The 22,866-nt window shown below is 34.9% G+C and carries 16 protein-coding genes and 2 pseudogenes; 4 read left to right on the plus strand and 14 right to left on the minus strand.

Features of this window, described 5'->3' with window-relative positions:
* Positions 1 to 987: 987 nt before the first annotated feature.
* Positions 988 to 2,466 carry an Lsa family ABC-F type ribosomal protection protein gene (locus ACXY7N_RS26575; protein ID WP_237982000.1) on the plus strand — a complete coding sequence of 493 codons (1,479 nt, stop codon included), beginning with the start codon at positions 988 to 990 and terminating at the stop codon, positions 2,464 to 2,466.
* A gap of 141 nt (positions 2,467 to 2,607) precedes the next feature.
* Here the strand turns inward: ACXY7N_RS26575 and hlyIIR are convergent, their stop codons facing one another.
* The 3 genes from hlyIIR to ACXY7N_RS26590 all read right to left on the minus strand — a co-directional run bounded on the left by hlyIIR (position 2,608) and on the right by ACXY7N_RS26590 (position 6,397).
* Positions 2,608 to 3,213, minus strand: coding sequence for a hemolysin II regulator HlyIIR (gene hlyIIR, locus ACXY7N_RS26580; RefSeq protein WP_098343894.1), 606 nt, complete (start codon positions 3,211 to 3,213; stop codon positions 2,608 to 2,610).
* A gap of 408 nt (positions 3,214 to 3,621) precedes the next feature.
* Positions 3,622 to 4,860 carry a hemolysin II HlyII gene (gene hlyII / locus ACXY7N_RS26585; protein WP_488592767.1) on the minus strand — a complete coding sequence of 413 codons (1,239 nt, stop codon included), beginning with the start codon at positions 4,858 to 4,860 and terminating at the stop codon, positions 3,622 to 3,624.
* A 304-nt stretch (positions 4,861 to 5,164) separates the two neighbouring features.
* Positions 5,165 to 6,397: an N-acetylmuramoyl-L-alanine amidase gene (locus tag ACXY7N_RS26590; RefSeq protein WP_488592768.1), complete on the minus strand. Its 1,233-nt coding sequence runs from the start codon at positions 6,395 to 6,397 to the stop codon at positions 5,165 to 5,167.
* Between the two features lie 898 nt (positions 6,398 to 7,295).
* Between ACXY7N_RS26590 and ACXY7N_RS26595 the strand changes: the two genes are divergently transcribed.
* Positions 7,296 to 7,700 (plus strand): DUF3221 domain-containing protein, encoded by a 405-nt coding sequence (locus ACXY7N_RS26595; protein ID WP_488592769.1) that lies wholly within the window; start codon positions 7,296 to 7,298, stop codon positions 7,698 to 7,700.
* Between the two features lie 236 nt (positions 7,701 to 7,936).
* Here the strand turns inward: ACXY7N_RS26595 and ACXY7N_RS26600 are convergent.
* Positions 7,937 to 8,472 (minus strand): annotated as a pseudogene (locus ACXY7N_RS26600) (M15 family metallopeptidase); the annotation flags it as partial.
* A gap of 42 nt (positions 8,473 to 8,514) precedes the next feature.
* On the opposite strand from ACXY7N_RS26600, the gene ACXY7N_RS26605 reads away from it, so the two are divergent.
* The gene (locus tag ACXY7N_RS26605; RefSeq protein ID WP_016135871.1) at positions 8,515 to 8,673 is read left to right on the plus strand and encodes a Phr family secreted Rap phosphatase inhibitor; all 159 of its coding nucleotides are present in this window, start codon (positions 8,515 to 8,517) and stop codon (positions 8,671 to 8,673) included.
* Positions 8,674 to 8,888: 215 nt separating this feature from the next.
* Here ACXY7N_RS26605 and ACXY7N_RS26610 read toward each other — a convergent pair.
* The 9 genes and pseudogenes from ACXY7N_RS26610 to iolG all read right to left on the minus strand — a co-directional run.
* Positions 8,889 to 9,533: pseudogene (locus ACXY7N_RS26610) on the minus strand (metallophosphoesterase); the annotation flags it as partial.
* A 236-nt stretch (positions 9,534 to 9,769) separates the two neighbouring features.
* Positions 9,770 to 10,654 carry an Rpn family recombination-promoting nuclease/putative transposase gene (locus ACXY7N_RS26615; protein WP_098343902.1) on the minus strand — a complete coding sequence of 295 codons (885 nt, stop codon included), beginning with the start codon at positions 10,652 to 10,654 and terminating at the stop codon, positions 9,770 to 9,772.
* A gap of 174 nt (positions 10,655 to 10,828) precedes the next feature.
* Positions 10,829 to 11,620, minus strand: coding sequence for a 5-deoxy-glucuronate isomerase (locus ACXY7N_RS26620; RefSeq protein WP_262744207.1), 792 nt, complete (start codon positions 11,618 to 11,620; stop codon positions 10,829 to 10,831).
* A gap of 105 nt (positions 11,621 to 11,725) precedes the next feature.
* Complete coding sequence (locus tag ACXY7N_RS26625) at positions 11,726 to 12,571, minus strand: class II fructose-bisphosphate aldolase (protein WP_488592770.1); 846 nt, start codon at positions 12,569 to 12,571, stop codon at positions 11,726 to 11,728.
* Between the two features lie 128 nt (positions 12,572 to 12,699).
* On the minus strand, positions 12,700 to 13,596 hold the full coding sequence (iolE, locus tag ACXY7N_RS26630; RefSeq protein ID WP_488592771.1) for a myo-inosose-2 dehydratase: 897 nt from the start codon (positions 13,594 to 13,596) through the stop codon (positions 12,700 to 12,702).
* A 121-nt stretch (positions 13,597 to 13,717) separates the two neighbouring features.
* Positions 13,718 to 15,652: a 3D-(3,5/4)-trihydroxycyclohexane-1,2-dione acylhydrolase (decyclizing) gene (iolD, locus tag ACXY7N_RS26635; RefSeq protein ID WP_488592772.1), complete on the minus strand. Its 1,935-nt coding sequence runs from the start codon at positions 15,650 to 15,652 to the stop codon at positions 13,718 to 13,720.
* Positions 15,653 to 15,806: 154 nt separating this feature from the next.
* Positions 15,807 to 17,270, minus strand: a complete 1,464-nt coding sequence (locus tag ACXY7N_RS26640) for a CoA-acylating methylmalonate-semialdehyde dehydrogenase (RefSeq protein WP_488592773.1) — start codon at positions 17,268 to 17,270, stop codon at positions 15,807 to 15,809.
* Positions 17,271 to 17,348: 78 nt separating this feature from the next.
* The gene (iolC, locus tag ACXY7N_RS26645; protein WP_048562793.1) at positions 17,349 to 18,347 is read right to left on the minus strand and encodes a 5-dehydro-2-deoxygluconokinase; all 999 of its coding nucleotides are present in this window, start codon (positions 18,345 to 18,347) and stop codon (positions 17,349 to 17,351) included.
* Positions 18,348 to 18,450: 103 nt separating this feature from the next.
* A complete protein-coding gene (gene iolG, locus ACXY7N_RS26650; protein WP_488592774.1) occupies positions 18,451 to 19,476 on the minus strand; it encodes an inositol 2-dehydrogenase in 1,026 nt (341 codons plus the stop codon).
* Between the two features lie 492 nt (positions 19,477 to 19,968).
* Between iolG and ACXY7N_RS26655 the strand changes: the two genes are divergently transcribed.
* Positions 19,969 to 21,249, plus strand: coding sequence for an MFS transporter (locus ACXY7N_RS26655; RefSeq protein WP_488592775.1), 1,281 nt, complete (start codon positions 19,969 to 19,971; stop codon positions 21,247 to 21,249).
* 88 nt (positions 21,250 to 21,337) lie between these two features.
* Here the strand turns inward: ACXY7N_RS26655 and ACXY7N_RS26660 are convergent, their stop codons facing one another.
* Positions 21,338 to 22,339, minus strand: coding sequence for a LacI family DNA-binding transcriptional regulator (locus ACXY7N_RS26660; RefSeq protein WP_353811601.1), 1,002 nt, complete (start codon positions 22,337 to 22,339; stop codon positions 21,338 to 21,340).
* Positions 22,340 to 22,866 lie beyond the last annotated feature (527 nt).

Below are 22,866 nucleotides of genomic sequence, written 5' to 3' on the forward strand. Positions count from 1 at the left end.
TAGACTTTTTTAAAAATGACTTGATACGGCACAACTCGTATTCATTAAACTAAGTGTTACCTATCATTCCTTATTATTACCTTTTTAAAAGTTTTCTTTCTACATACTACAGTCTTATTTGCTTCCCGCAGATATTCTCCATTTTTCAACTAAGGATTCCCAAAAGAATAAGATGTAAAATGTGTTTTTTAAGTATTCGCTCATCGTTAATTTGAATGATACAAATTAACTATTCTTTGAATATGAGATAGAATCTAAGCTTCAATTGCAACATAGTTAGTCTCTTATTGTCACACTTAGAAAGAAGGAAAATATACTATCATTAACTTAGAAATTCGAATGAAATTACCAAACCCGTTGTAACCATTATAGTTACAAAGAGGGGGTGATGTCAATTTCAAATAGCTCACCTTTTAATGGACAAAAGACACGATATTTTGAATAAAATACGATGTTTATAAAAAAGATTTGTTGTTAAATCTAATTAGCCAAATAATTATAAATGATCTAACATTAAGTGAAGATGATATTGCATCTCCACAAAAAGAATGTTACCCTAAAAATAGAAATATGAAAGGAATGATGGATGAATAATGATTAACTAATTTATATTTTAATTTGAATTTTATAACTTCAAACTACAAAATATAGGGTTAGTCTATCCATTTTTATAATTCATTTCATACTTTATTTGTCATGATTCAAATGATTAATAAGTACTTATTAAGTATAAGAGACAGACTAATCCTTCCGATTAATAATTGGGGGATTTTTTTATTCCCTTTTATGTAAGTTGAAATTTATTAATCGCTAAATTTACCTAACAAATAAAGGAGCGGGAAAAATGGCTAATTCAGACACTATTGTTACACATGTAATGCTCTATATAAGTCGTTAATATCCATCAAACTTATATAGAGAAATTAAAAAATGGATGGATGTTCCGACTTTATATGAAACGTTTCGATATATAAAGGAGGAATTATTATGTCAATGATAAAAGTTCAAGACTTAACTTTTTCATACCCAGGTAGCTTTGATAATATCTTTGAAGATGTAAACTTTCAAATAGATACGGATTGGAAACTAGGATTTATCGGTAGAAACGGACGAGGTAAAACGACATTCCTTAATTTATTATTAGGGAATTATGAGTATAGTGGAAAAATCCTTGCTTCGGTAGAATTCAATTACTTCCCCTACCCTGTTGCAGATAAGAACAAATTTACTCATGAAATCCTTGAAGAAATTTGCCCCCAAGCAGAAGATTGGGAATTTCTACGTGAAATATCCTATTTAAATGTTGATGCCGAGGTCATGTACAGACCGTTTAAAACTTTATCAAATGGAGAACAAACAAAGGTGTTACTTGCTGCACTGTTTTTAAATGAAGGTCAATTTCTATTAATTGATGAACCAACAAACCACCTAGACACTGATGCACGAAAAATAGTCTCTGATTATCTAAAGAAGAAAAAAGGGTTTATTTTAATTTCACATGACAGAATCTTTTTAGATGGATGCGTTGACCATATCTTATCTATAAATAGGGCAAATATTGAAGTTCAAAGCGGAAACTATTCTTCTTGGAAATTAAATTTTGATCGACAGCAAGAGCACGAACAGGCTACAAATGATCGTCTACAAAAAGACATAGGAAGATTAAAACAGTCTTCCAAACGTTCAGCAAGTTGGTCTCATGATGTAGAAGCTTCAAAAAATGGAACAAGGAATTCAGGTTCTAAGTTGGATAAGGGATTTGTAGGACATAAAGCAGCCAAAATGATGAAAAAAGCAAAAAACCTCGAATCAAGGCAACAAAAAGCTATTGAAGAAAAGTCAAAATTGCTAAAAAATGTAGAGAAAACTGAGTCATTAAAATTAGAAGCATTGAAGTTTAAGTCAAATGAATTGGTTATTTTGGCTGACGTGTCTGTTAAGTACGATGACCAAGTTGTGAATGAGCCGATTAGCTTCATAGTTGAACAAGGTGACCGAATTGTACTTGATGGCAAGAATGGGAGCGGGAAAAGTAGTATCCTAAAACTAATTCTAGGGCAATCGATACAGTATACAGGCTTAGTTACTTTAGGTACAGGACTCACCATTTCCTATGTCCAACAAGATACCTCTCATTTGAAGGGATCACTATCAGACTATATTGAAGAGCAAAAAATTGATGAGACGTTATTTAAATCCATCTTACGAAAGATGGACTTTGACCGAATTCAATTTGAAAAAGATATATCTCATTATTCTGGTGGACAAAAGAAAAAACTGCTTATCGCTAAAAGTTTATGTGAAAAAGCTCATTTATATATTTGGGACGAACCGTTAAACTTTATAGATATTTACTCACGTATGCAAATTGAAGAGCTGATTCAACAATTTAATCCTACAATGGTTATTGTTGAGCATGATAAGGCATTTCAACAAACAGTTGCAACTAAAACAATATCTATGTGACTTCACTCGAATCATTAATAAATCAAGCCATTAGTTTATAAAGTATTTGAATGAAATGTCGAAAAAGCCTAATTTCTCTACAATACATTGAGAAATTAGGCTTTTTAATAGGAAAATTAGGATTCATAAACACTGAGCAATTCATATATTAGGCTTATCTGTTAAAGCAGAAATAATCCTGCTCACCAAATCTTCTGGCATCCATTCATGATTTGTATCATTCGTTTCATTTGGTCCTAAAGAATCAATGAACTTTTTAAACTTTGGAAATAAAACAATAGAAGTGATCCAATGTATCGTATGATTTATAGAAAAGAAATGAAATACTCCTTGTTTTTCCCCTTCCTGCAATATTTCTTTTAACTGTTCAAAACTACCTATAAAATACGGTTTAATCTTTTCTAATCTTGCACTTTCCTTAATAATCTCTTCATATGCCAATGTGCCAATTTCAGGATTTTCTTTTATATGCGTAGTAAAGACTGTTAAATATTCTCTTAGAGCATTAATAGGATTAAAATGATTCTTCTCAAGAAAATTAGGTAACTCATTAGCAAGGCCATATTTCTTAAATACTTCATAATACAGGTTTTCTTTCCCATTAAAATAGTATGAAGCCATAGCGACATTCACTTTCGCTTCTTTTGCAATTTCTTGTATGCTCGTACCTTCGTAGCCACGCTCTCCAAATTTTTTCTTAGCAGCCTTCAAAATATTTTCCATCGTCTGCTCACGAGACTTCCCCATTTCACACACCTCAAATAATATATATTTCACTTCAAAAATCCAATAAGGAATTTGAATAGAGTATCTTTTTAATGAAATTTAATTATATATTTAAAGTAGTAACTTAACAACCGATGAGGTCTTCATTACTATAAACAATTCACCACACAACGTACGCCTCAAAAAGAGACAGCTCTTCAATCTCTCCTATCCTAATTAAACGCCATGCTAAAAAAAATATCCCCCCTGCGTGACATGAATAGTTTTCAAGTATTTTACGCTCTTTTCTACTTGAGTAAAAGAATGAACAAAAAATAATAAGGACCAGAGTTTATCTGGTCCTTTCATTACGTTATACAGATTTAAAATAAACCTTTATACTCATATTTTGATGAAATAATTATCCATCAATTGTACCTTATTTACTGATTAGATTTGTTTAATCTCAATATAAGGTCCTTTGATGTTTAATTTGTTAATGTCATTTGAGATATTACCTACAGTTGTTTTTTCATTAAACGTGTAGACCTTTTCACCATTTACAAAGATACCCCAATTTTTATCTTCGTAACTGATACCATAACCAGCATTGCTAGATGTAGCCTTAAGCTGATTTCCATTCATTGAAAAAGATAATTTTCCTTTTCCTTTGTTAAGCTGGTTATTCACGTTGTTGATACCAATCATTTGTTCTTCACGGGCTTTTTGGTTATCAAGAGTAACTTGGTGGTTTTTCCAGTCTAATTTATAGTTGTTTGTAAAGAACTCATTATATGTATCCTTATTATTTGTTCCCCACCATTTTGAACTTACCCATTCAATATTGTACTGATCTGAAATTCTACGATTTGTTATTTTTAAATCTGATGTAGATTCTGTTTTATCAGCAGTAATAACAGCTACTACATTAGGAGAAAAACCATATCCTGTTAAAGCTGGTACTGTGTCTTTTGAAACAAAATTATTCGTTCCTTCATTATAACTACGTGATTTCATAAATAGTTGATTACCATAGAAAGTATTGAATGAATCACGATTATAAATTCCCCACTCTGGGAAATTAAACGATTGGAATCCTACTTTCCAATTTAATTTTTTATCTGTGTGAGTCTCTAATACCGTTTTATAGTCTACCTGATCATAAGATACACTTTCTTTCCAAGCAAAGCTACCTGTAATACTTGCATCGGCATTTGGCCCTTTATCATTTACCCCAACTTTAACACTTCCACCAAGTGTATACCCTACTTCAGAAGTAACCTTTGCTGAAGTCATTGTATTAACTGGGGCAGCTTTATGGAATTGAGCGCTATCACCACTAGTTATTTCTGCTTCCGTATGATAAGCCGATGGCCATTTTAAACCTGCGTTATAGTATCCCCCATTAATTGTATATTTCGCATCTATATTACTACCATCAGTGGTAACAATTGCAATTTTTTTATCTGCGTAAGGATCCTCAATAAAAGAAACCTTTATTGAATTTTTGATATTCTGCTTCATGTCATAAGTAGTTTTAAAACTATTATAGACTTTTCCACCATTTTGAAGATTTTCTACAGTTCCTTTAGAATCTGCAAATGCAGATGTTGCTTGTAAACCAATTGATCCAGACATAATAACGGATGCTACGGCAACACTTTTAACTACTCCCTTTGCTTTTTTCATACAGACAGCCACTCCTTCTTAAACATTTAAAAGATATAAACGTATTATTTTTAGCTCTCAATACTAGAGATAGATTTATAACGTTACAATGTAGAAATTTATTAATCTTTATGCCAATAACTATCAACACTTGATTTGCTAATTTCCATCTCTTCTTTACTGATAACTATTATCAATATCATTAAAACACATAATAACGATTTAAACAAGAATTTTAAATACATATTTAAAATTCTTGTTTAAAAAAATACAAAAAAATTATAGAATTCTTCATTTCGAGAATTACTATATTTTTATTTGCTTATTACAACCTATATTCAGATACATTATTTCCTTTCCATTCATAATAATCTAAAATCCCCTCATAAATGGCTTCTGCTGCAATTTGTCTGCCATTTTCCGTAGATAATTTACTGTAATCAATACCATTATCTATAAACGCCAGTTCCGTCAACACAGCTGGCATGTCATTTTCTCTTATAACATGAAGATCTCCATGTTTAACGCCTCTATCACGTGTTTGAAGAGCGTCTACTAATCGAGTTTGAATTTTTTCAGCTAAAACACGGCTCTCTTCCACATGAGGATTTGTTTTTTCAGATTTAGAAGATTTATAGTAGTATGTTTCCGTCCCTTTTGCATTACCATTAAAAGCATTTGCATGTACGCTTATAAAGATATCACCCTGATTTTGTTTAGCAAATTTCACACGTTCCTGTAAAGAACTTTTTTGATCATGTCCTGGTCTATTATCAGATTGACGAGTTAATAAAACTGTAAATGGTGTATGCTTTTCAAGTAATTGTTGTAGACGTAAAGAAGTGTCTAGTACAATCTTACTTTCAGGTAATCCCTTTGTGGATTTCCCAGGATCTTCGCCACCATGTCCGGGATCAATAATTATGGTTTTATTTTCTAAAGGATTACTATGACTATATTGAAGCATATCTGTTTTTGCAGTTAGTTGTGCAGCTTCAGCGCGTGTTATGAATCTATTTGGTTGCCAGCCATTATCTGTACCAACTGAAATTTTCAAATCAATTAAAGTATTTGCGAACTTTTCACCCCAATGGCCCTTTAAATCTTCAAATTTACTTTGTCCATTGCTAGTGTTTTTATTTTGTAGTTTATATGCATTCACTAGCATAGTAGCCATAGCAGCACGAGTAACTTTTCCAGAAGGATTAAATATTCCATTTCCTTCACCTTTAATTATTCCTGCCTTTTCAGCTGCGGCAATATAAGGGGTTCCCCAGTGGTTTTGTGAATCTTTAAAAGATGGTTTTGCATTTAAATCAATGTGTATACCAAGAGCCTTTGTCATAATGGTTGCTGCAGAAGCTCTATCTAGTGTATCACTTGAACCAAAAGTCCCATCTGGATAACCACTCAATACTTGTTTATCAACTAAATAAGTAACGGATTTGTCAGCCCATGCAGGAACATCTGGGAATCTGTGAGTATCTGCAACAATACTAGTAGAATATGATAGTAAACTTCCAGCAAGAATTCCTGTAGCAATTAATTTGTTCTTCAAAATTTAGCACCTCTAAGAAATTATTCCAAGTTGGCAAATTATATAAATTGTAGTTCATCTTTAAATCATATGACTTCGAATAAAATATAGATTAAGTTGGCGTCATCACTATATTACAGATAAAGAATCTTATATCGAACTATTATTTCGAGAAGAACCCTTCGACATACACTTATAGATTGAGACTAATAAATATATTCACCAACATTGTGTAACTAGTATAGTTACTTATATATACGAGTGTCAATTAAAAAAATCTTACATTTTTGTAAGGTAACAAGATGAATAACACACAAAGTAATTATTTAACAATGTGAACAATCACTTGATTAAGTAAAATAGTAGTCTTATATTTTAAACAAAATTGATTATTTGTTAGGGAAATAACTTATAATAACTACCTATTCGATGATGATTTTAAATCCTACTTACACTTCAATCCTCCGTTAAATACCATTGTGAACGCTCCTGTAATCTAGTCAATTGGCTCCTATGATTACTTAAACTTTAAATATTACGCCCCAACATCTCTAGTAACCACCAAAAGCGGCCACAAATGTTTTTACTAATATATAAACACAATCCATCTTTTTACTTCCTTAAGGCATCCTCGAACTATAGAAGGAACAAAAAAAGAAGAGGGTTTTCTTCCCTCTTCACCAATAAAATCGAACATATTTACAATTAAGGAAGGGTATCCATTCATCAAAGGATGAATGAAATAATAACAGTTCACCTAGTGAATTATAACACAAATCCACTTCCTTTAATCGATATTTTTAACATTTATGGGATATTTGTGACAAATTAGTTAAGCATCTAAATATTAAAAGGCTTTATATGTATAGAACTAGAAAATGGCACGTGTAGGGATAAAATATAAGGGGGATATATAATTATGTTTACAAAAAAACAAAAATTAGTAACAACCGTAACAGCTTTAACATTAGGATGTGGATTTACTTTTGGATTAACACCGGCATTTGCAGATTCTAATGAAGCGTCTGTAAGCACTACACCTATTCATTCTATTCAAAAACAAGAACAAGAGCCGTTTACTGGATATGTCATTTCAGTAGAAAACAATTATTTAGTGGTTGCTGCTACATCTACAAAAGATAAAGCCCTCGCTTATCAAAATGATTGGTGGGAGTTAGTTTCTCAAAATAAGATTTTAAGGGTTCCAGTTTCAAATGGTGAAAATTACACTATAGGTGAACAGTTAAATATTTATGCTGCTGCATGGACCAAATCTTTACCCCCAATTGCTGTAATGCCTAAAATTGAAAAAGTAATTCAATAGATTATGCTAAAAAGTAACAGGGCATCATTCTAATTAGAATGATGCCCTGTTATTTAGTAAAAAACTGAATACGTAATATTTATATTCTTTTTCATTGCTCTATGATTCCCATCATATATTAACCTAATCCTTATCATTCTGCACCTCACGTAAGATCATACATCTCACATTACTGTAAATATATGAATCGCTCCTCTTTCATCTTTTAAATAGCAGTATCGTTTACAATTCTATTTTTACAGATTCATATATTCTTCCAAAGTCAGTTTTTTCTTATATATACTTTCAGCAATATCCCCTACATAGCGAATATGCCACGGTTCATATGCATATCCAGTAATGCTCTCTTTGCCTTTTGGATAACGAATGATAAAACCTGCACGATGCGCATTTTCTTTCAGCCATTTTCCTTCTTTCGTATTCGCAAAGGTTAACTCTAGCTCATTATTTGCACTTTTTGAAGAAACATCCATCGTTAATCCTGTTTGATGTTCACTATGTCCTGGCTTTGCCGAGAAGCGATCCGTATGCTCTTGTCCTTTTCTTTTCACGTTGTTTGCATACAGGTTTTTTGATAATCATAGGAGCGAAAGCCAGAAACAGCATTTAACTGGATTCCTTCTTGCGTTGCTAAATCAAATAACCTTTCTAGTGCTTCTGCTGCCTCTTTACGAAGATAACTCTTTTCTAGCGTTCCACTGAATGAGAATGGTACATTTGGTACAACTAAATCTTCCGGTTTATAGTCTTCAGGCAATCCATATTCTTTATTAAATGCTGATAAGAAACATTTAAGAAAAGGAGCGTTAAAGTAATGAAAAAAATAAAAAAATTGTTATTCAGTACGATTATAGTAAGTACATTAGCATGTAGCATGATTAGTTTAAATGTATCACAACACTCTTCATTTAATGGTGGAGATACGCCTGCACCAACAAAACTGAATGTCTCTGGTGGAGTATCTATTAATTAACGTAATCCAGTTTTCTTACTTAAAAAATCAGAAAATTCATACTACAAATACAAAAAAGTTGAATAAAGTGGATAAAATATTGAACCCCCAGCCCGAAACAGATTTGTTTCGGGCTATTCACGTTACTATAATTGTGCGTAGGGTGATAGACTAAAAGTAGACAAGATTATCTTTACATAAAAAAGAGCATCCTTTCGCGATGTATAGGAGTGCTCTTTTTTGCGTATATATTTAATGGCCTTCTTTGTCTCTTCTACTGGATTTTTCACTACCAAACCATCAAAATGACCTGTCCCTTTTTCAAAATCACTAATCATTGGTGTATTCATACCAATAATCCCGACTTTAATTCCACCTTTTTCAACAATTGTATATGCAGGAAGAAAATACTCTCCATTTTCCTTGTAAATATTTCCTGCTAACGTCTTTCCCTTATATTGCTCACTAACTTTTTTCAATGTATCTAATCCAAAGTTAAATTCATGATTTCCAAATGCCCAAGCATCGTATCCCATTGCATTCATCGCTACCATCATTGGCGATTGTGGTTGATCGTTGAATAACTCTACTGAGTTTCCTTGAATTGTATCCCCAGCATCTACTAATATGGTATTGGGATTTTCCTGACGCACCTTCTTTATAACCGTATAAAGCTGCGTTAAACTTCCACTCGTATTTGCACCATCAAGTGCATAATCCCAAGGCATAAATCTACCATGAATATCTGCCGTACCTAACAATGTAATATTAACATCAGATTCCTCAGCCTTAGAAATAGCTGGTTTGGCTGTTACTACTGTTCCAAGAAGTATAAGAATAACAAAATAACATAAATAGTTCTTCCATTTCATTTTTTGCATAATAACAATATTTCTCCCCTTTTGTACTATCATATGGTTGCTTGAACTTTAAAGATGTAACTCATTATTCAGAAAAATTAAACTACAAAAAGTACTTTTACGGGTGATTCTGTATGAAAAACAAAAAATGATATAGAAAAAGCACTGCCGAATTATTCAGCAATGCTTTTCTGTTACTCGTACTATAACAATGAATGTCTACTTTCTTTTATTCATTTGACTAAAGGTTCATATATTTACTTTAATTTCAAGATACGTTCTATTTCCTCTATACTCAACTTACTTGCTTTTGCAATAGTTTCAAGTGGTACACCTATTTCATGCATCCCTCGAATCATTTGCATCTTACCTTGCTCAATACCTTTTTCCATGCCCTCTTGTTCTGCATGTGCTAACTTGGCTTGTTCATCTAGAAGTAATTTCTCTCGAGCTTCATAAGCTGTTCGGAAAGAAGAATCATGGCTCATATTTTCCCATTTATTAATTGCCTTTTGTAAAATTGGATCTTGATTCATCGCAATCTCCTCCAATGTTTGAGTTAAATGTTCATCTTCATGTGCTGGTAATAATAACATCCAACGAACAAATGTATTTTCCCAAGGGTTTACTTTTTCTTCACGCCATTGTTTTACTAATTTCGGTATCTCTACAAAATGAATTTCAATGTCGTCACTTAATATTTGTTGCATTTTTGTATTCCATAATTGTCCGATGGTATGAAATTCATCTTCCTGAGAAAATAAAATAAAATCTAATAAGTTAATGGTAATTGTTTTCCGAAGTGAACGATATGGCATCCCTTCTTGCATTTGGGATGTATAAAGTTTACTCCAATAATATAAAGATCGCTTCACCATATCATGTGTATTTCGAAGCTGAATTTCGATATTTACCTGCGTCCCATTATCTAAAGTTGCTAATAGGTCTAAAATTGATAATTTATCATCTTCATAAGATTTATGGAGATGCGGATCATCTAGTTGTAGCGATGTAATAGGTGCATCTAAAGACTCCTCTAAAATTGCATTTAAGAAACCCGTTAAAATTTCTTCATTTCCTTTCGTCCCAAATAACTGTTTAAAAGCAAAATCAATTCGTAAATTTACTAATTTAGTGGACATGGATTTCCTCTCCCTGTCTATTTCATCTCTTATTCTTATTGTACATAATAAAAGGTAGAACATGCAAACAGACCCTTATGTTATCTCACATAAGAGCCTTCTTAAATTCAAAAAATTGGTTCTGAGCAAAAAAATTGCAAGGACATCATTTTTATCCCGAACCTTTATTTTCGTCTATTCCTTTTCTGGCCAAATTTTCGCGTTTGGTTCTAATAACCACTTGTGTTCTTCCTCCATGATACGATCATTCCAAGGATTATTCTCAAGGTGTCGAATCATCCAACAAAAATACATGGCATATCCAGGCGCGGTTGCTTGTGGATGGTCTAGCTCACCTGGAATTGTAATAAAGCTATTATGTACAACGCGATAAGCATCCTCACCAACCATTGCACATCCAAAACCCTGTGGCTTGTTAAATCGATAATAATATACCTCCGGTTGATCATGGTGATGTGGTGGATAACTGGACCATCGCCCTGGATAAGAAATAACTTCTCCTACTACCATATTAGAATAAGCTGCATTGTTATAGTCAAAAATCGTACGAATAACACGCTGCGCCGTTCCCTCCCATACTCCATCTCCCGCTAAAACACTTTGACACTCATTTGGAGTATATAACTTAGACGCAAATTCTTGATCATTATCTGTTTTTTGAACAAGCACTTCACTATCTGAAAGAGCAGTAATTGTAACCTTCACATTTTTAGATACATGTAAGCACCAAGGGTTCTCTTCAAACACAGACTGTCTTTGAATAACTTGTTCCATTCCTTCCCACTCTAAACGTATTGCCCCTTCCAGTAAAAGAACCGCAGTTTCATTCTTATTATCAAATAGCAACTCTTCTTTTCCATTAGATATCTTATATATGCCTATATCCATTAACATATCACTGCATTGACCGTTCATTTCTGTTAATACATTATACCCCTCATTTAATTCACCTAATTTTCCTAACATGGCTTTCTCCCCCTTTTATTTAATGGCTACTCAATCATTCTCTACTTTTGTCAGCTAACTACATTCCAAGTTTCATCTAACTATTACTGAAGAAAGCTTTTCTATTTATACTCTGTTTTCACTTCCGAATATTTGCATATGACTTTTAACATTTTCGTATGCAGCCTCAATAACATCCTGGTGGTACGTAAAGTAATCTGAATACGGATTATTTAGGACTGTATTGTTAACAGCAGTAATTACATTCTGAAATGTGGCTGTTGCTACATTAATTTTTCGAACACCATGTTGAATACATTGCTTGAAATCCTCTGGACTAATGCCAGAGCCGCCATGTAAAACGAGTGGGATATGGACTACCTCATTAATCTCTTGTAGGCGGTCTAATCGTAAATTAGGATCTTCATTGTACATACCATGCGCATTTCCAATTGCAACAGCTAATGCATCTACGTCTGTTTCTTCTGCAAATCGTTTTGCTTCTGTAGTGCTTGTCAGCAACATCTCAATATCTTCTGATCCGTCCTCACTACCACCAACTCTGCCAATCTCAGCCTCTACCGTCGCACCGTACTGTTTCGCAAGTTCTACAATTTCTTTTGTCTTTTGTATATTTTCTTCTAACGGATAGTGAGAGCCATCAAACATAACCGAACTAAAACCAATTTCTAATGTCTCTTGAATCTTTTCAAATGTCATACCGTGATCAAAGTGAACTGCTACTGGAACAGTCGCTTTTTTCGCCGCAGCTATCATCAAAGGGCCAATCATATGGATTGGCGAATGATTCAAACGAACTTCTGCAATTTGTAGAATAAGCGGCGAACTTAACTCTTCAGCTGCTTTGATAGCCCCTATGACCATTTCCATATTCGCAACACTAAAAGCTCCAACCCCATAATTCTCTTGATTTGCTTTTATTAAAATATCTTTCATTTGAACTAATGGCATTACATACTCCCCTATTTCAATATTATTTATTACATGTAAAAACAACCGTCGCGTCTTTTTACCCCTTTTGTAAGAAGATATGTTGATTACCATGGCATTTACTTAGGGATACTCTCAAAATATAGAAATTACAGACCTGCTTTTTCTTGTATAAATTTTCGAGCTTTTAATGCGTACTCAAAAGGATTCGCTAAAGCCGGGTCTTGCTCTGCTTCTACCACAAACCACCCTTGATAATCAGAGTTTGCAAGGATAGTAAACACTTCATCAAACACAATTACGCCATCCCCGGGAACTGTAAATGCTCCATTCTTCACTGCCTGTAGGAAACTTAATTCGCTTTCCTTTACAGCATCTACTACTTCTTGACGAATATCTTTTAAATGTACGTGTTTAATACGAGGTAAATATTTCTTCAAAATATAAAGTGGCTCTTCTCCTGAAAAAACAAGGTGACCTGTATCAAAAAGCAGAGATACAAGCGCTGGATCAGTCATATCCATTAGCTTTTCAATTTCTGCCGTTGTTTGAACACCCGTACCCATATGGTGATGGTATACAATATGTAGCCCCTTTTCCTGAGCTAATTTACCGAGGTGATGTAATCCATTCGCAAGCTTATCCCACTCTTCTTCTGTAAAAACAGGCTTATTTTTAAATAGTGGTACATCCATTAAACCTTGAATACTATGCCCTTGCTCTGAAACAACGATGACTTTCGCACCCATGTCATGCAAGAAATCCCTATGCTTAATAAATTCTGCTACCGTCTCTTCAAGCGGCTTCGTTGTTAAAAACGTACTAAACCATGCACTAGCAATCTCCAAGTTTCGTAATTCCAAAGATTTTTTTAATACAACTGTATTTCTCGGATATTTATTCCCTACTTCACTTCCATTAAATCCAGCTAGTGCCATCTCACTAATACATTGTTCAAACGTATTTTCTGCCCCTAGCTCCGGCATATCATCATTTGTCCAAGCAATTGGTGCAATTCCAAGCTTAATTGTATTTTCTTTAAACATCCCCTTGTCTCTCCTCTTTACAAACTGTGATAGAATTTCGTCAACTTCTCTTATCTATTCATTAAAAAGAGAGCATTCTATAAATATGCATGTAGATAAAAAGCTCTCTTTGTGTCCTAATCTAATAAGACCTTGCCTGTTGCAAGTTACTTACTTTACTCTCGTACGCAGCTTGTACACTTTGACTTTTAGATACTTCTGCAACACCTACATGCCACCATGACTCGTATCCATTTGTCATTGTTTTTGGTAATACTTTAATATCAATTAATGTAGAAACCATTTGTTTTTTCGCATCTATAAGCGCTTCTTGTAATTGTTCTAGTGATGTAACATGATATGTTTTCACACCATATCCAGCTGCGCTAGCTGCAAAATCAATTTTCATAATTGCCCCGTCTAATTTACGAGTTTCCTGGTTTCGGTAGCGAAACTCTGTTCCAAAGCTCCCCATTCCATTGCCCATTTGTAAGTTATTAATGCAACCAAATCCGGAGTTATCAAACAATAAGACGTTAATTTTTTTGTTTTCTTGGAGACTTGTGACAAGCTCAGAATGAAGCATCTGGTAACTACCATCCCCTACCATTGCATATACTTCCTTCGATGGTTCAGCTATCTTTGCACCAAATGCGCCCGCAACCTCATAACCCATGCAAGAGTATCCATACTCCATGTGATATGTATTCGGTTTGCTTGATGTCCACATTCTTTGTAAATCACCTGGAAGACTTCCTGCCGCTCCAACGATAATTGCATCTTCATCAAGTAATGTATTGACTTGTCCAATGACTGCGGTCTGTGTTAATTGTGTACCAAGTGCGTCTACATACTCATTTAAATTTTCATCGAAATGACCTTCGACTTCTGGTGTGAAATCTTGACCTGTAAAGCGAATATTATGTAGACGTGATAATTCTGTTTCCCAAGCCTCTTTTGCATCAGCAATTTCTACTGTATAACTAGATCGATAATCAATTTCTTGCAGTTCATCCATTAGAGCAAGAAGAGCTTCTTTCGCATCCGCTATAACCTTTAATGCATCCAGCTTATTCGCATGGAATTCTGAAATGTTAATGTTTAAAAACTCAACTTCCTCATTTTGAAATAATTGTTTTGATGCTGTTGTAAAATCAGTAAATCTCGTCCCGATCCCAATAACAAGATCCGCTTCCTTTGCAATTGTATTAGCTGCTATATTTCCAGTTACCCCAATGCCACCAAGATTATATGGGTGACTACTTTCAATTGCACTTTTTCCAGCCTGTGTTTCTCCAAATGGAATGTGGAATGTTTCAGCAAACTGTTTTAACTCTTCTGCCGCTTCTGCGTATCTTACACCACCACCGCAAATCATTACTGGCTTTTTCTTTCTCTTAATCATTTCCACTGCATCCGCTAAGCTAGCTTTTGTAGGTAGACGACGTTCAATACGGTGAACACGCTTTTGGAAGAAGTAACTTGGAAAATCCCATGCTTCTCCTTGGACATCTTGTGGTAAACAAATGGTTACAGCTCCTGTATCTGCCGGGTTCGTTAAAACACGCATGGCTTGAATCATAGCTGTCATCAATTGTTCAGGACGATTTATCCGGTCCCAATACTTACTTACTGCACGAAAAGCATCATTTGTAGAAATAGATAAGTCATGTGTTTGTTCAATTTGTTGAAGAACAGGATCAGGTTGTCTCGTTGCAAATACATCTCCTGGAAGTAGTAAAACGGGAATATTATTTGCAGAAGCTGTTGCTGCAGAAGTAATCATATTTGCTGATCCAGGACCAACAGAAGAAGTACATGCCATAATTTGTTTTCTATGTTTTTGTTTTGCAAAAGCCATTGCAGCATTTGCCATTCCTTGTTCATTTCTCCCTTGATATACCTCTAATTCCCCTGCGTCTTCTTCTAAAGCTTGACCTAGGCCTACTACATTTCCATGACCAAAAATCGTAAAGATTCCCTTAATAAACTTTTGTTGCTTTCCATCAAACTCTACATACTGCTCGTTCAAAAATTTCACCAATGCTTGAGCCGTCGTCATTCTAACAGTTTGCATATGATTTGCTCCTTTCTATCTCTAACAGTCATTCTGCATATGAAAAAGGAGTATTAGGAATTTGATAGACTCCTAATACTTCCTTCTTATGTTTTACTACTTTCCTTACTTTTGCTTACAAGCAACTAAACAGATTCTACTTCTCTCTTAAAGATTACTTTTCCCAACGAGATGTAAGCATTTTCTTTCTTGTATAAAACTCAACGCCGTCCGTACCGTTCGCATGAAGATCACCATAGAAAGAGTCTTTCCAACCAGAGAACGGGAAGAATGCCATTGGCGCCGGAACCCCAACATTCACACCTAACATACCTGATTCAATAGTTTCACGGAATTGACGTACACTTGCCCCGCTATCTGTATAAATGCAAGCTCCATTTGCAAAACGAGACTCATTGGCAATTTCAATCGCTTCATCCAATGATTTTACACGAACAATAGATAAAACAGGAGCAAAAATCTCATCTTGCCAGATCTTCATTTCTTTTGTAACATGGTCAAAAATTGTTGGACCAACGAAGTAACCAGTTCCTTTTACAGCTGTATCTTCACGTCCATCACGAACTAATGTAGCGCCCTGTTCTACACCTGAATCGATGTAACCAATTGTGCGTTCTTTATGGTTATCACGAATAACTGGCCCTAAAAATACATCTTCATCAAGACCATTTCCGATGATAATTTTGTTCGCTTCTTCTACTAATCTATTAACTAATTGATCTGCAATATCTTCTTCTACTGTTACTACAGAAGCAGCCATACAACGCTCACCAGCTGAACCGAATGCAGCACTAATAATTTGCTTTGTTGCTAGTTCAAGATTCGCATCATTTAATACAATGGAATGGTTTTTCGCACCCGCTAATGCTTGCACGCGTTTTAAGTTTTCTGTTCCTTTTTTGTATACATATTCTGCGACAGGTTGAGAACCTACAAACGAAATTGCCTTCACTAATTTATGTTCCAGAAGCCCGTTTACTACATCGTGAGCGCCATTTACGATATTTAATACACCTTTTGGTAAGCCTGCTTCTGCAGCTAATTCTGCTAGTCTTCCTGCTAGAATTGGTGTACGCTCTGAAGGTTTTAATACAAATGTATTACCACAAGCAATTGCAAGTGGGAACATCCAGCATGGAACCATCATTGGGAAGTTGAAAGGTGTAATGCCGCCTATAACACCAATTGGGTAACGATACATGCCAGACTCAATACCTGTCGCAATATCAGGAAGCTGTTTTCCCATCATTAATGTAGGAGCACCCGCTGCAAACTCCACGCACTCAATACCACGAAGAACTTCACCGTAAGCCTCGTTATAGCTTTTTCCGTTTTCAATCGTAATCAGTTTCGCTAACTCTTCCCAGTTATCTACTAGTAATTGTTGATATTTAAATAGAATACGAGCGCGTTTTGGTACAGCAGTTTTAGACCAAGATTTGAACGCTTCATTTGCTGCTAATACAGCTTGCTCAACATCTTCTTTTGTTGAAAGTGGTACTTGAGCGATTACTTCTCCTGTTGCAGGATTATATACAGCTTCCATCTTAGTTGAAATAGATTCTACCCATTCGCCGCCAATGTAGTTTTTTACAATTTGTGCTGTTTGTACTGTCATATTCATTCTCTCCCTTTTCTGTAATGTAGAAGCACCCAATAGGATACGCCCTTACTTGCTTATTGATTCATGACGTTTCTATACCAATTCCTCAGCCGTTTCCATGAATGCAGAAATCTCTGCCCTTGTTGGCATTGCATCAGAACAGCTATGTTTAGAAATAACGATCGAAGCAGAAGCTCCACCTAATCGCATCGCTTGAGGAATCTCAAGCCCTTGCATTAGGCCATAAATAAACGCAGATGCATACGAGTCGCCAGCGCCAAACGTCTTTAACACCTTTGTTTTAAAGATACCGCCTCGGTGAGATTGACCGTCTCTCGTATAAGCGATTGAACCATCCCCGCCATGTTTAATTACAACGATTTTCGCATGATGGGAAAACCATCTTTCAGCCGTAACTTGGTCATTAGATTTTTCATAGTTTAATAATTTTTCCATCATATCGAATTCTTCACGCGTTCCAATAATGACATCAGATTTTTCAGCCGCTAGATTGTAATACACAGCCGTTTCAGCTTCTGACTGCCATGTATAAGGGCGGTAATCTACATCAAAAAATACAACTACATCATGCTTACGCGCATATTCTAATGCTAAAAATACCGCCTCGCGAGAAGGACTTTTCGCTAAAGCTGTTCCTGAAATTAAGAGTGCTTTTGATTGTTTAATATAGTCCTCAGATACCTCTGTTGGATCAAGGTTTAAATCTGCGACATTGTCGCGATACATTAAAATACTGCAATCTTCAGGACTTTTAATTTCTGTAAATGCTAGACCTGTCACTGCACCTGTACGATCGATACGTATCTGATCTGTATTAATCTTATTGTCCTTTAGGTACCCTGTAATAAAACGGCCCATTTGATCATCAGACACTTTACCGATAAATCCTGTCTGTAAGCCGAGACGCGCCGCACCAATCGCAATGTTGGCAGGAGAACCTCCCACATACTTAGTAAACGTTCTTGTTTCTTCCATAGGACGTTGTGTTTCATTGGCATTTAAATCAACGCATAAACGTCCAACTGCAATTAGGTCTAATGGACAATCTTCTTTAAAAATAAGTGGATTCATTATTACTACCTCCCATGCTTTATGAAAGAATGAATGATAAGGTTCATATTTTTATAAACATACTATTCATTACTCTTTATCTATCTATAAGTAAGCGCTCTCTTTATTGATTTAATGCAGGCTGTTTATGTTCAATTTGTACGGGTTTTCCTGTTAGTAAGGATTCCTTCGCAGCTTTCGCAATTCGCTCCGCTTGTAACCCATCATTACCACTGCAAATAACAGCTTGTCCTTCTATAATTGACTTTGTAAATTGTGTTACTTCCTCAATGTAAGCTTGCGTGTAGCGCTCTAAGAAGAAATAAAGCGGCTTATCTTTTACAATACCTTCTGTTTTTGACACTTGAACTGTTGTCGGGCAGCAATTATCCGCAGCAACCGCGCCTTTTTCACCAAACACTTCCACACGCTGGTCATATCCATAAACAGCTTGGCGGCTATTATCAATTACCCCTAAAGCTCCATTCGCAAATTTTAATGTGACAATTGCTGTATCAACATCATTTACTTCCTGAATGGATGGATCAATTAATGTTGTTCCATATGCAAATACTTCAACCACTTCACTATTCATCACATAACGAGCCATATCAAAATCATGAATCATCATATCCATAAACAATCCGCCTGAAGAGCGAACATATTCTATACTTGGCGGTTGTGGATCACGTGACGTAATTTTTAAAATATGCGGCTGTCCCACTTCGCCTTGTTGAATAAGATCATAAACTTTCCTGAAGTTAGGATCAAAACGACGATTAAAACCTACTTGAAGAGATACTCCCTGTTCTTTTACTACTTCTAATGCTTCTAATGTTTCTTCTACTGAGAAACTAACAGGCTTTTCGCAGAAAATATGTTTTTTCGCAAGAGCTGCTTCTTTAATAATTTGCGCATGTGTATTTGTTGGTGAACAAATAAAGACAGCATCAATTTCTGGATCAGTTAATAAATCCTGATAGTTTGTAGTCAGAGTGGAAATCCCTTTATCTTGAGCCCACTTTTCTAGATGATTAATTACTACATCTGAAACCGCTTTAATTTTCACTTGTGGCATAAGCTGCAAATTATCAACATGTAGTTTCCCAATTCGTCCAGCACCAATAATCCCAATCTTTAAAACGTTCATATGATTTCTCCCTCTATATTAAAATTTAAGAAACGAAATGAAGGTCTATAGGGTTTAGCGGATTAAATTAAGTTAAGCGCTTTCCCTATTTTTCTTCATTATACACACTTGATTCTAAATTGAAAACATTTTTATTTTTTTGAACACTCCTCTTTTCATCCGAATTTTGCATTCCCTCAATATACGTATTACATAAAAATAAAAATTAATAATTAGAAATAAACACTCTAAAAAGCTACAAATATACTCTTTTAAAATACTGATATAACAAAGAAAACCAAGCCTTTAAATAGTAATCCCACATCTATAAGGTATTTCTTTCTTTTCATACTGACCATTATTTTATTCTCCAATAAGTAAATAGAATGTTCTATAAAAGAAAGTTGTAAATTGTCAAAAAATTTAATTGACGACCTCATAATGTAAGCGTATACTTTTTTTATCAAAAAGAATTAAGCGCTTAACCAAAAATAACTTATCGGTGGTGGGAGAATGAACGCTATTAGTTCAAACAAAACATTTATGGACAGGATTGGGATCCCTTCTAATTTAACTTGGGGATACATAGGAATTATCGTTTTTATGATTGGGGACGGGTTAGAACAGGGATGGTTATCCCCTTATCTCGTTGAAAAAGGATTAACGCTAGAACACGCTGCTTTCCTGTTTACTATTTACGGAATTACTGTATCTGCTTCTTCTTGGTTTTCAGGGGTATTTGTACAAATGTGGGGACCAAGAAAAGTCATGACATTTGGTTTAGTATCATTTATTTTAGGATCAATTGGGTTCATCGGTATAGGAATTCAGCATATGAATTATCCCGTAATATTAATTTGCTATGCCCTACGCGGGTTTGGTTATCCCTTATTTGCTTATTCTTTCCTAGTTTGGGTATCTTACAGTACGCCTCAACAAATGCTTTCAAGAGCAGTTGGCTGGTTCTGGTTCGTATTTCAGCTAGGGCTTAGTGTTATAGGGGCCTTTTATTCTAGTTATATGGTTCCGAAAATCGGAGAAATTGCTACTTTATGGAGCGCTTTAATTTTTGTTGTCGTAGGGGGATTATTCTCAATCGTTGTAAATAAGGATAAATTTAAAGCACAAACCGTAAGCGCTAACAAATCAAACGAATTACTAAAAGGCATTACCATCGCATTTGAAAATCCTAAAGTTGGTATAGGCGGTATTGTAAAAATTATAAACTCGGCCGCTCAGTTTGGATTTGTTGTTTTCTTACCTACCTATATGATGAAATATAATTTTACGATGACTGAATGGCTTCAAATTTGGGGTACTCTATTCTTTGTAAATATGGTGTTTAATATTATTTTTGGTATCGTTGGAGACAAGTTTGGTTGGGTAAATACAATTAAATGGTTCGGAGGAGTCGGTTGCGGAATTGTAACTCTTGCACTCTATTATGTACCACAAATGGTAGGACATAATTATTGGGCAATATTATTTGTTGCCTGTTGCTACGGAGCAACACTTGCCGGTTATGTACCTCTTACAGCATTAGTCCCATCTTTATCTCCTGAAAATAAAGGAGCTGCAATGTCTGTCTTAAATTTAGGTTCAGGATTATCAGCATTCGTTGGACCATTAGTAGTAACTGCCTTCATCGGTCCTTTAGGTGTTGGCGGCGTAATGTGGATCTTTGCTGGTTTGTATTTCTTTGGTGCATTTTTAACTCATTTCCTTACTATTCCAAAGGAAAATGAAATACAGCAGGATTTAAATACAAAAAACGGAGAGCAATTCTCTGTATAAATCCTAGATATAAAAGAAGGTCATCCTAACTATACGTAGTTACGATGACCTTCTTTTGTTACATTCAAATAGACTTGTAAAAATGCTATCATGTAATATCCTTTACTGAGGATCGCTCTACTAACTGAGGAATAATTGTAATTTTTTGCTTAGCATGCTCCTTCATTTCCATCGTTTTTAGCAGTTGTTCAAACGTACAGGTTGCCATTTGTTTGATTGGCTGTTCAATTGTTGTTAACCCTGGATCTGCAATCTCAGCATAGATTGTATTATCAAATCCGATAATTGATAAATCTTCCGGAATTGAAAGCCTTTGTTTTCTTGCTTCATTCATAAGGCATATAGCAATCAAATCTGTACAAGCAAAAACGGCTGTAGGCCTGTTAGGCAAATGAAGTAATTCCTTACTTGCACGTTTACTATCTTCCACTGTCGAATAGCAGCTAATGATAGCCTCATCATCTAACGAGATCCCTGAATCCGTAAGCGCTTGTTTGAAACCATTCAATCTGCCTAAGCTACTTTTTCTATCCTTCTCCATCATAATCGTTAAAGATGTATGGCCTTTTTGCGTTAGATAACTTCCAGCTAGGTAGCCTCCCCTCATATCATCAGTTGTCACAACATGAGTCGTGATGGAAGGATGATCTACAGTGAATAGTACAAGTGGCAAATCTCGATTCACGATTTTTTTAACAAGTTTATAATCATTTAGCTCCGTCGCGATAATAATGCCATCTACTTGCTTTTTAAATAATAAATCAATGTATTCATGCTCACGTTTTGTTTGATGGTCTGTACTACATAAAATGAGTGTATACCCTGATTCTCTTGCACTATTTTCAAACGCTCTTGCTACTTCAGCAAAAAATGGGTTTGAGATATCTGGGACAAGTACCCCAATCGTATATGTTTTTTTACCTGTTAACGCTGCCGCTACACTACTTGGCTGGTAATCTAATTCATCCATTACCTGATTTACTTTGTTTATTGTTTTTTCACTAATACGCCCAGTTTGATTAATTACCTTGGATACAGTTGCTATTGATACACCTGCTTTTTCCGCAACATCATAAATTGTTGGTTTCACTTTAATTATCCCTTCTTAATCATCTTTTTCTATATTTTATCATAAAAATATTTTGCTTCTTGGTACACAAAAGGAATTTTTTAATGAATTTACCGGAAGAATTCTCCTTCCTCAAGCATGTGAAGGGCGATAGCCAAACGGTAGGTGGGAGATGAATTTCAGTTTGGCATAGCCAAAAACTTTTGATAAACTAGCTATCTGAAGTTCTTTGATAGCTTGATATAGGAGGTTGTAGGAAGAAAATAGAGTGCGAAAACCAAGCCATTCGGTTCCTGCGTAAAATATCAACCGTACACAGAGAGCGTCCAAGCGTTGGACATCTAGAAGTAACGCTCAGGGCGTCGAAAGGTTTCTTTCGTCGTGGAACTGAGAAGCTCCCACTTCAAGCTTTGCTAAGTGGCGAGTAGTTCACTAATGTCTCTAATCATTAGATTAATAAAAATAAAGAAGAGTCCTGTATTAACAGGACTCTTTTTCTATAGTTTCAACATAATTGTTCCTCAATTTATAAACATAAAGGAGATGGT

It is taken from the genome of Bacillus sp. 5w2 (assembly GCF_054353775.1).

Excerpts from the sequence above, each read along its gene's own strand:
- iolD (WP_488592772.1), bottom strand. The coding sequence starts at position 15,652 with ATGCAAACTGTTAGAATGACGACGGCTCAAGCATTGGTGAAATTTTTG.
- ACXY7N_RS26575 (WP_237982000.1), top strand. The coding sequence starts at position 988 with ATGTCAATGATAAAAGTTCAAGACTTAACTTTTTCATACCCAGGTAGC.
- iolE (WP_488592771.1), bottom strand. The coding sequence starts at position 13,596 with ATGTTTAAAGAAAATACAATTAAGCTTGGAATTGCACCAATTGCTTGG.
- ACXY7N_RS26595 (WP_488592769.1), top strand. The coding sequence starts at position 7,296 with ATGTTTACAAAAAAACAAAAATTAGTAACAACCGTAACAGCTTTAACA.
- ACXY7N_RS26655 (WP_488592775.1), top strand. The coding sequence starts at position 19,969 with ATGAACGCTATTAGTTCAAACAAAACATTTATGGACAGGATTGGGATC.
- iolG (WP_488592774.1), bottom strand. The coding sequence starts at position 19,476 with ATGAACGTTTTAAAGATTGGGATTATTGGTGCTGGACGAATTGGGAAA.
- ACXY7N_RS26615 (WP_098343902.1), bottom strand. The coding sequence starts at position 10,654 with ATGTCCACTAAATTAGTAAATTTACGAATTGATTTTGCTTTTAAACAG.
- iolC (WP_048562793.1), bottom strand. The coding sequence starts at position 18,347 with ATGAATCCACTTATTTTTAAAGAAGATTGTCCATTAGACCTAATTGCA.
- ACXY7N_RS26620 (WP_262744207.1), bottom strand. The coding sequence starts at position 11,620 with ATGTTAGGAAAATTAGGTGAATTAAATGAGGGGTATAATGTATTAACA.
- ACXY7N_RS26625 (WP_488592770.1), bottom strand. The coding sequence starts at position 12,571 with ATGCCATTAGTTCAAATGAAAGATATTTTAATAAAAGCAAATCAAGAG.
- ACXY7N_RS26605 (WP_016135871.1), top strand. The coding sequence starts at position 8,515 with ATGAAAAAAATAAAAAAATTGTTATTCAGTACGATTATAGTAAGTACA.
- ACXY7N_RS26640 (WP_488592773.1), bottom strand. The coding sequence starts at position 17,270 with ATGACAGTACAAACAGCACAAATTGTAAAAAACTACATTGGCGGCGAA.
- hlyII (WP_488592767.1), bottom strand. The coding sequence starts at position 4,860 with ATGAAAAAAGCAAAGGGAGTAGTTAAAAGTGTTGCCGTAGCATCCGTT.
- hlyIIR (WP_098343894.1), bottom strand. The coding sequence starts at position 3,213 with ATGGGGAAGTCTCGTGAGCAGACGATGGAAAATATTTTGAAGGCTGCT.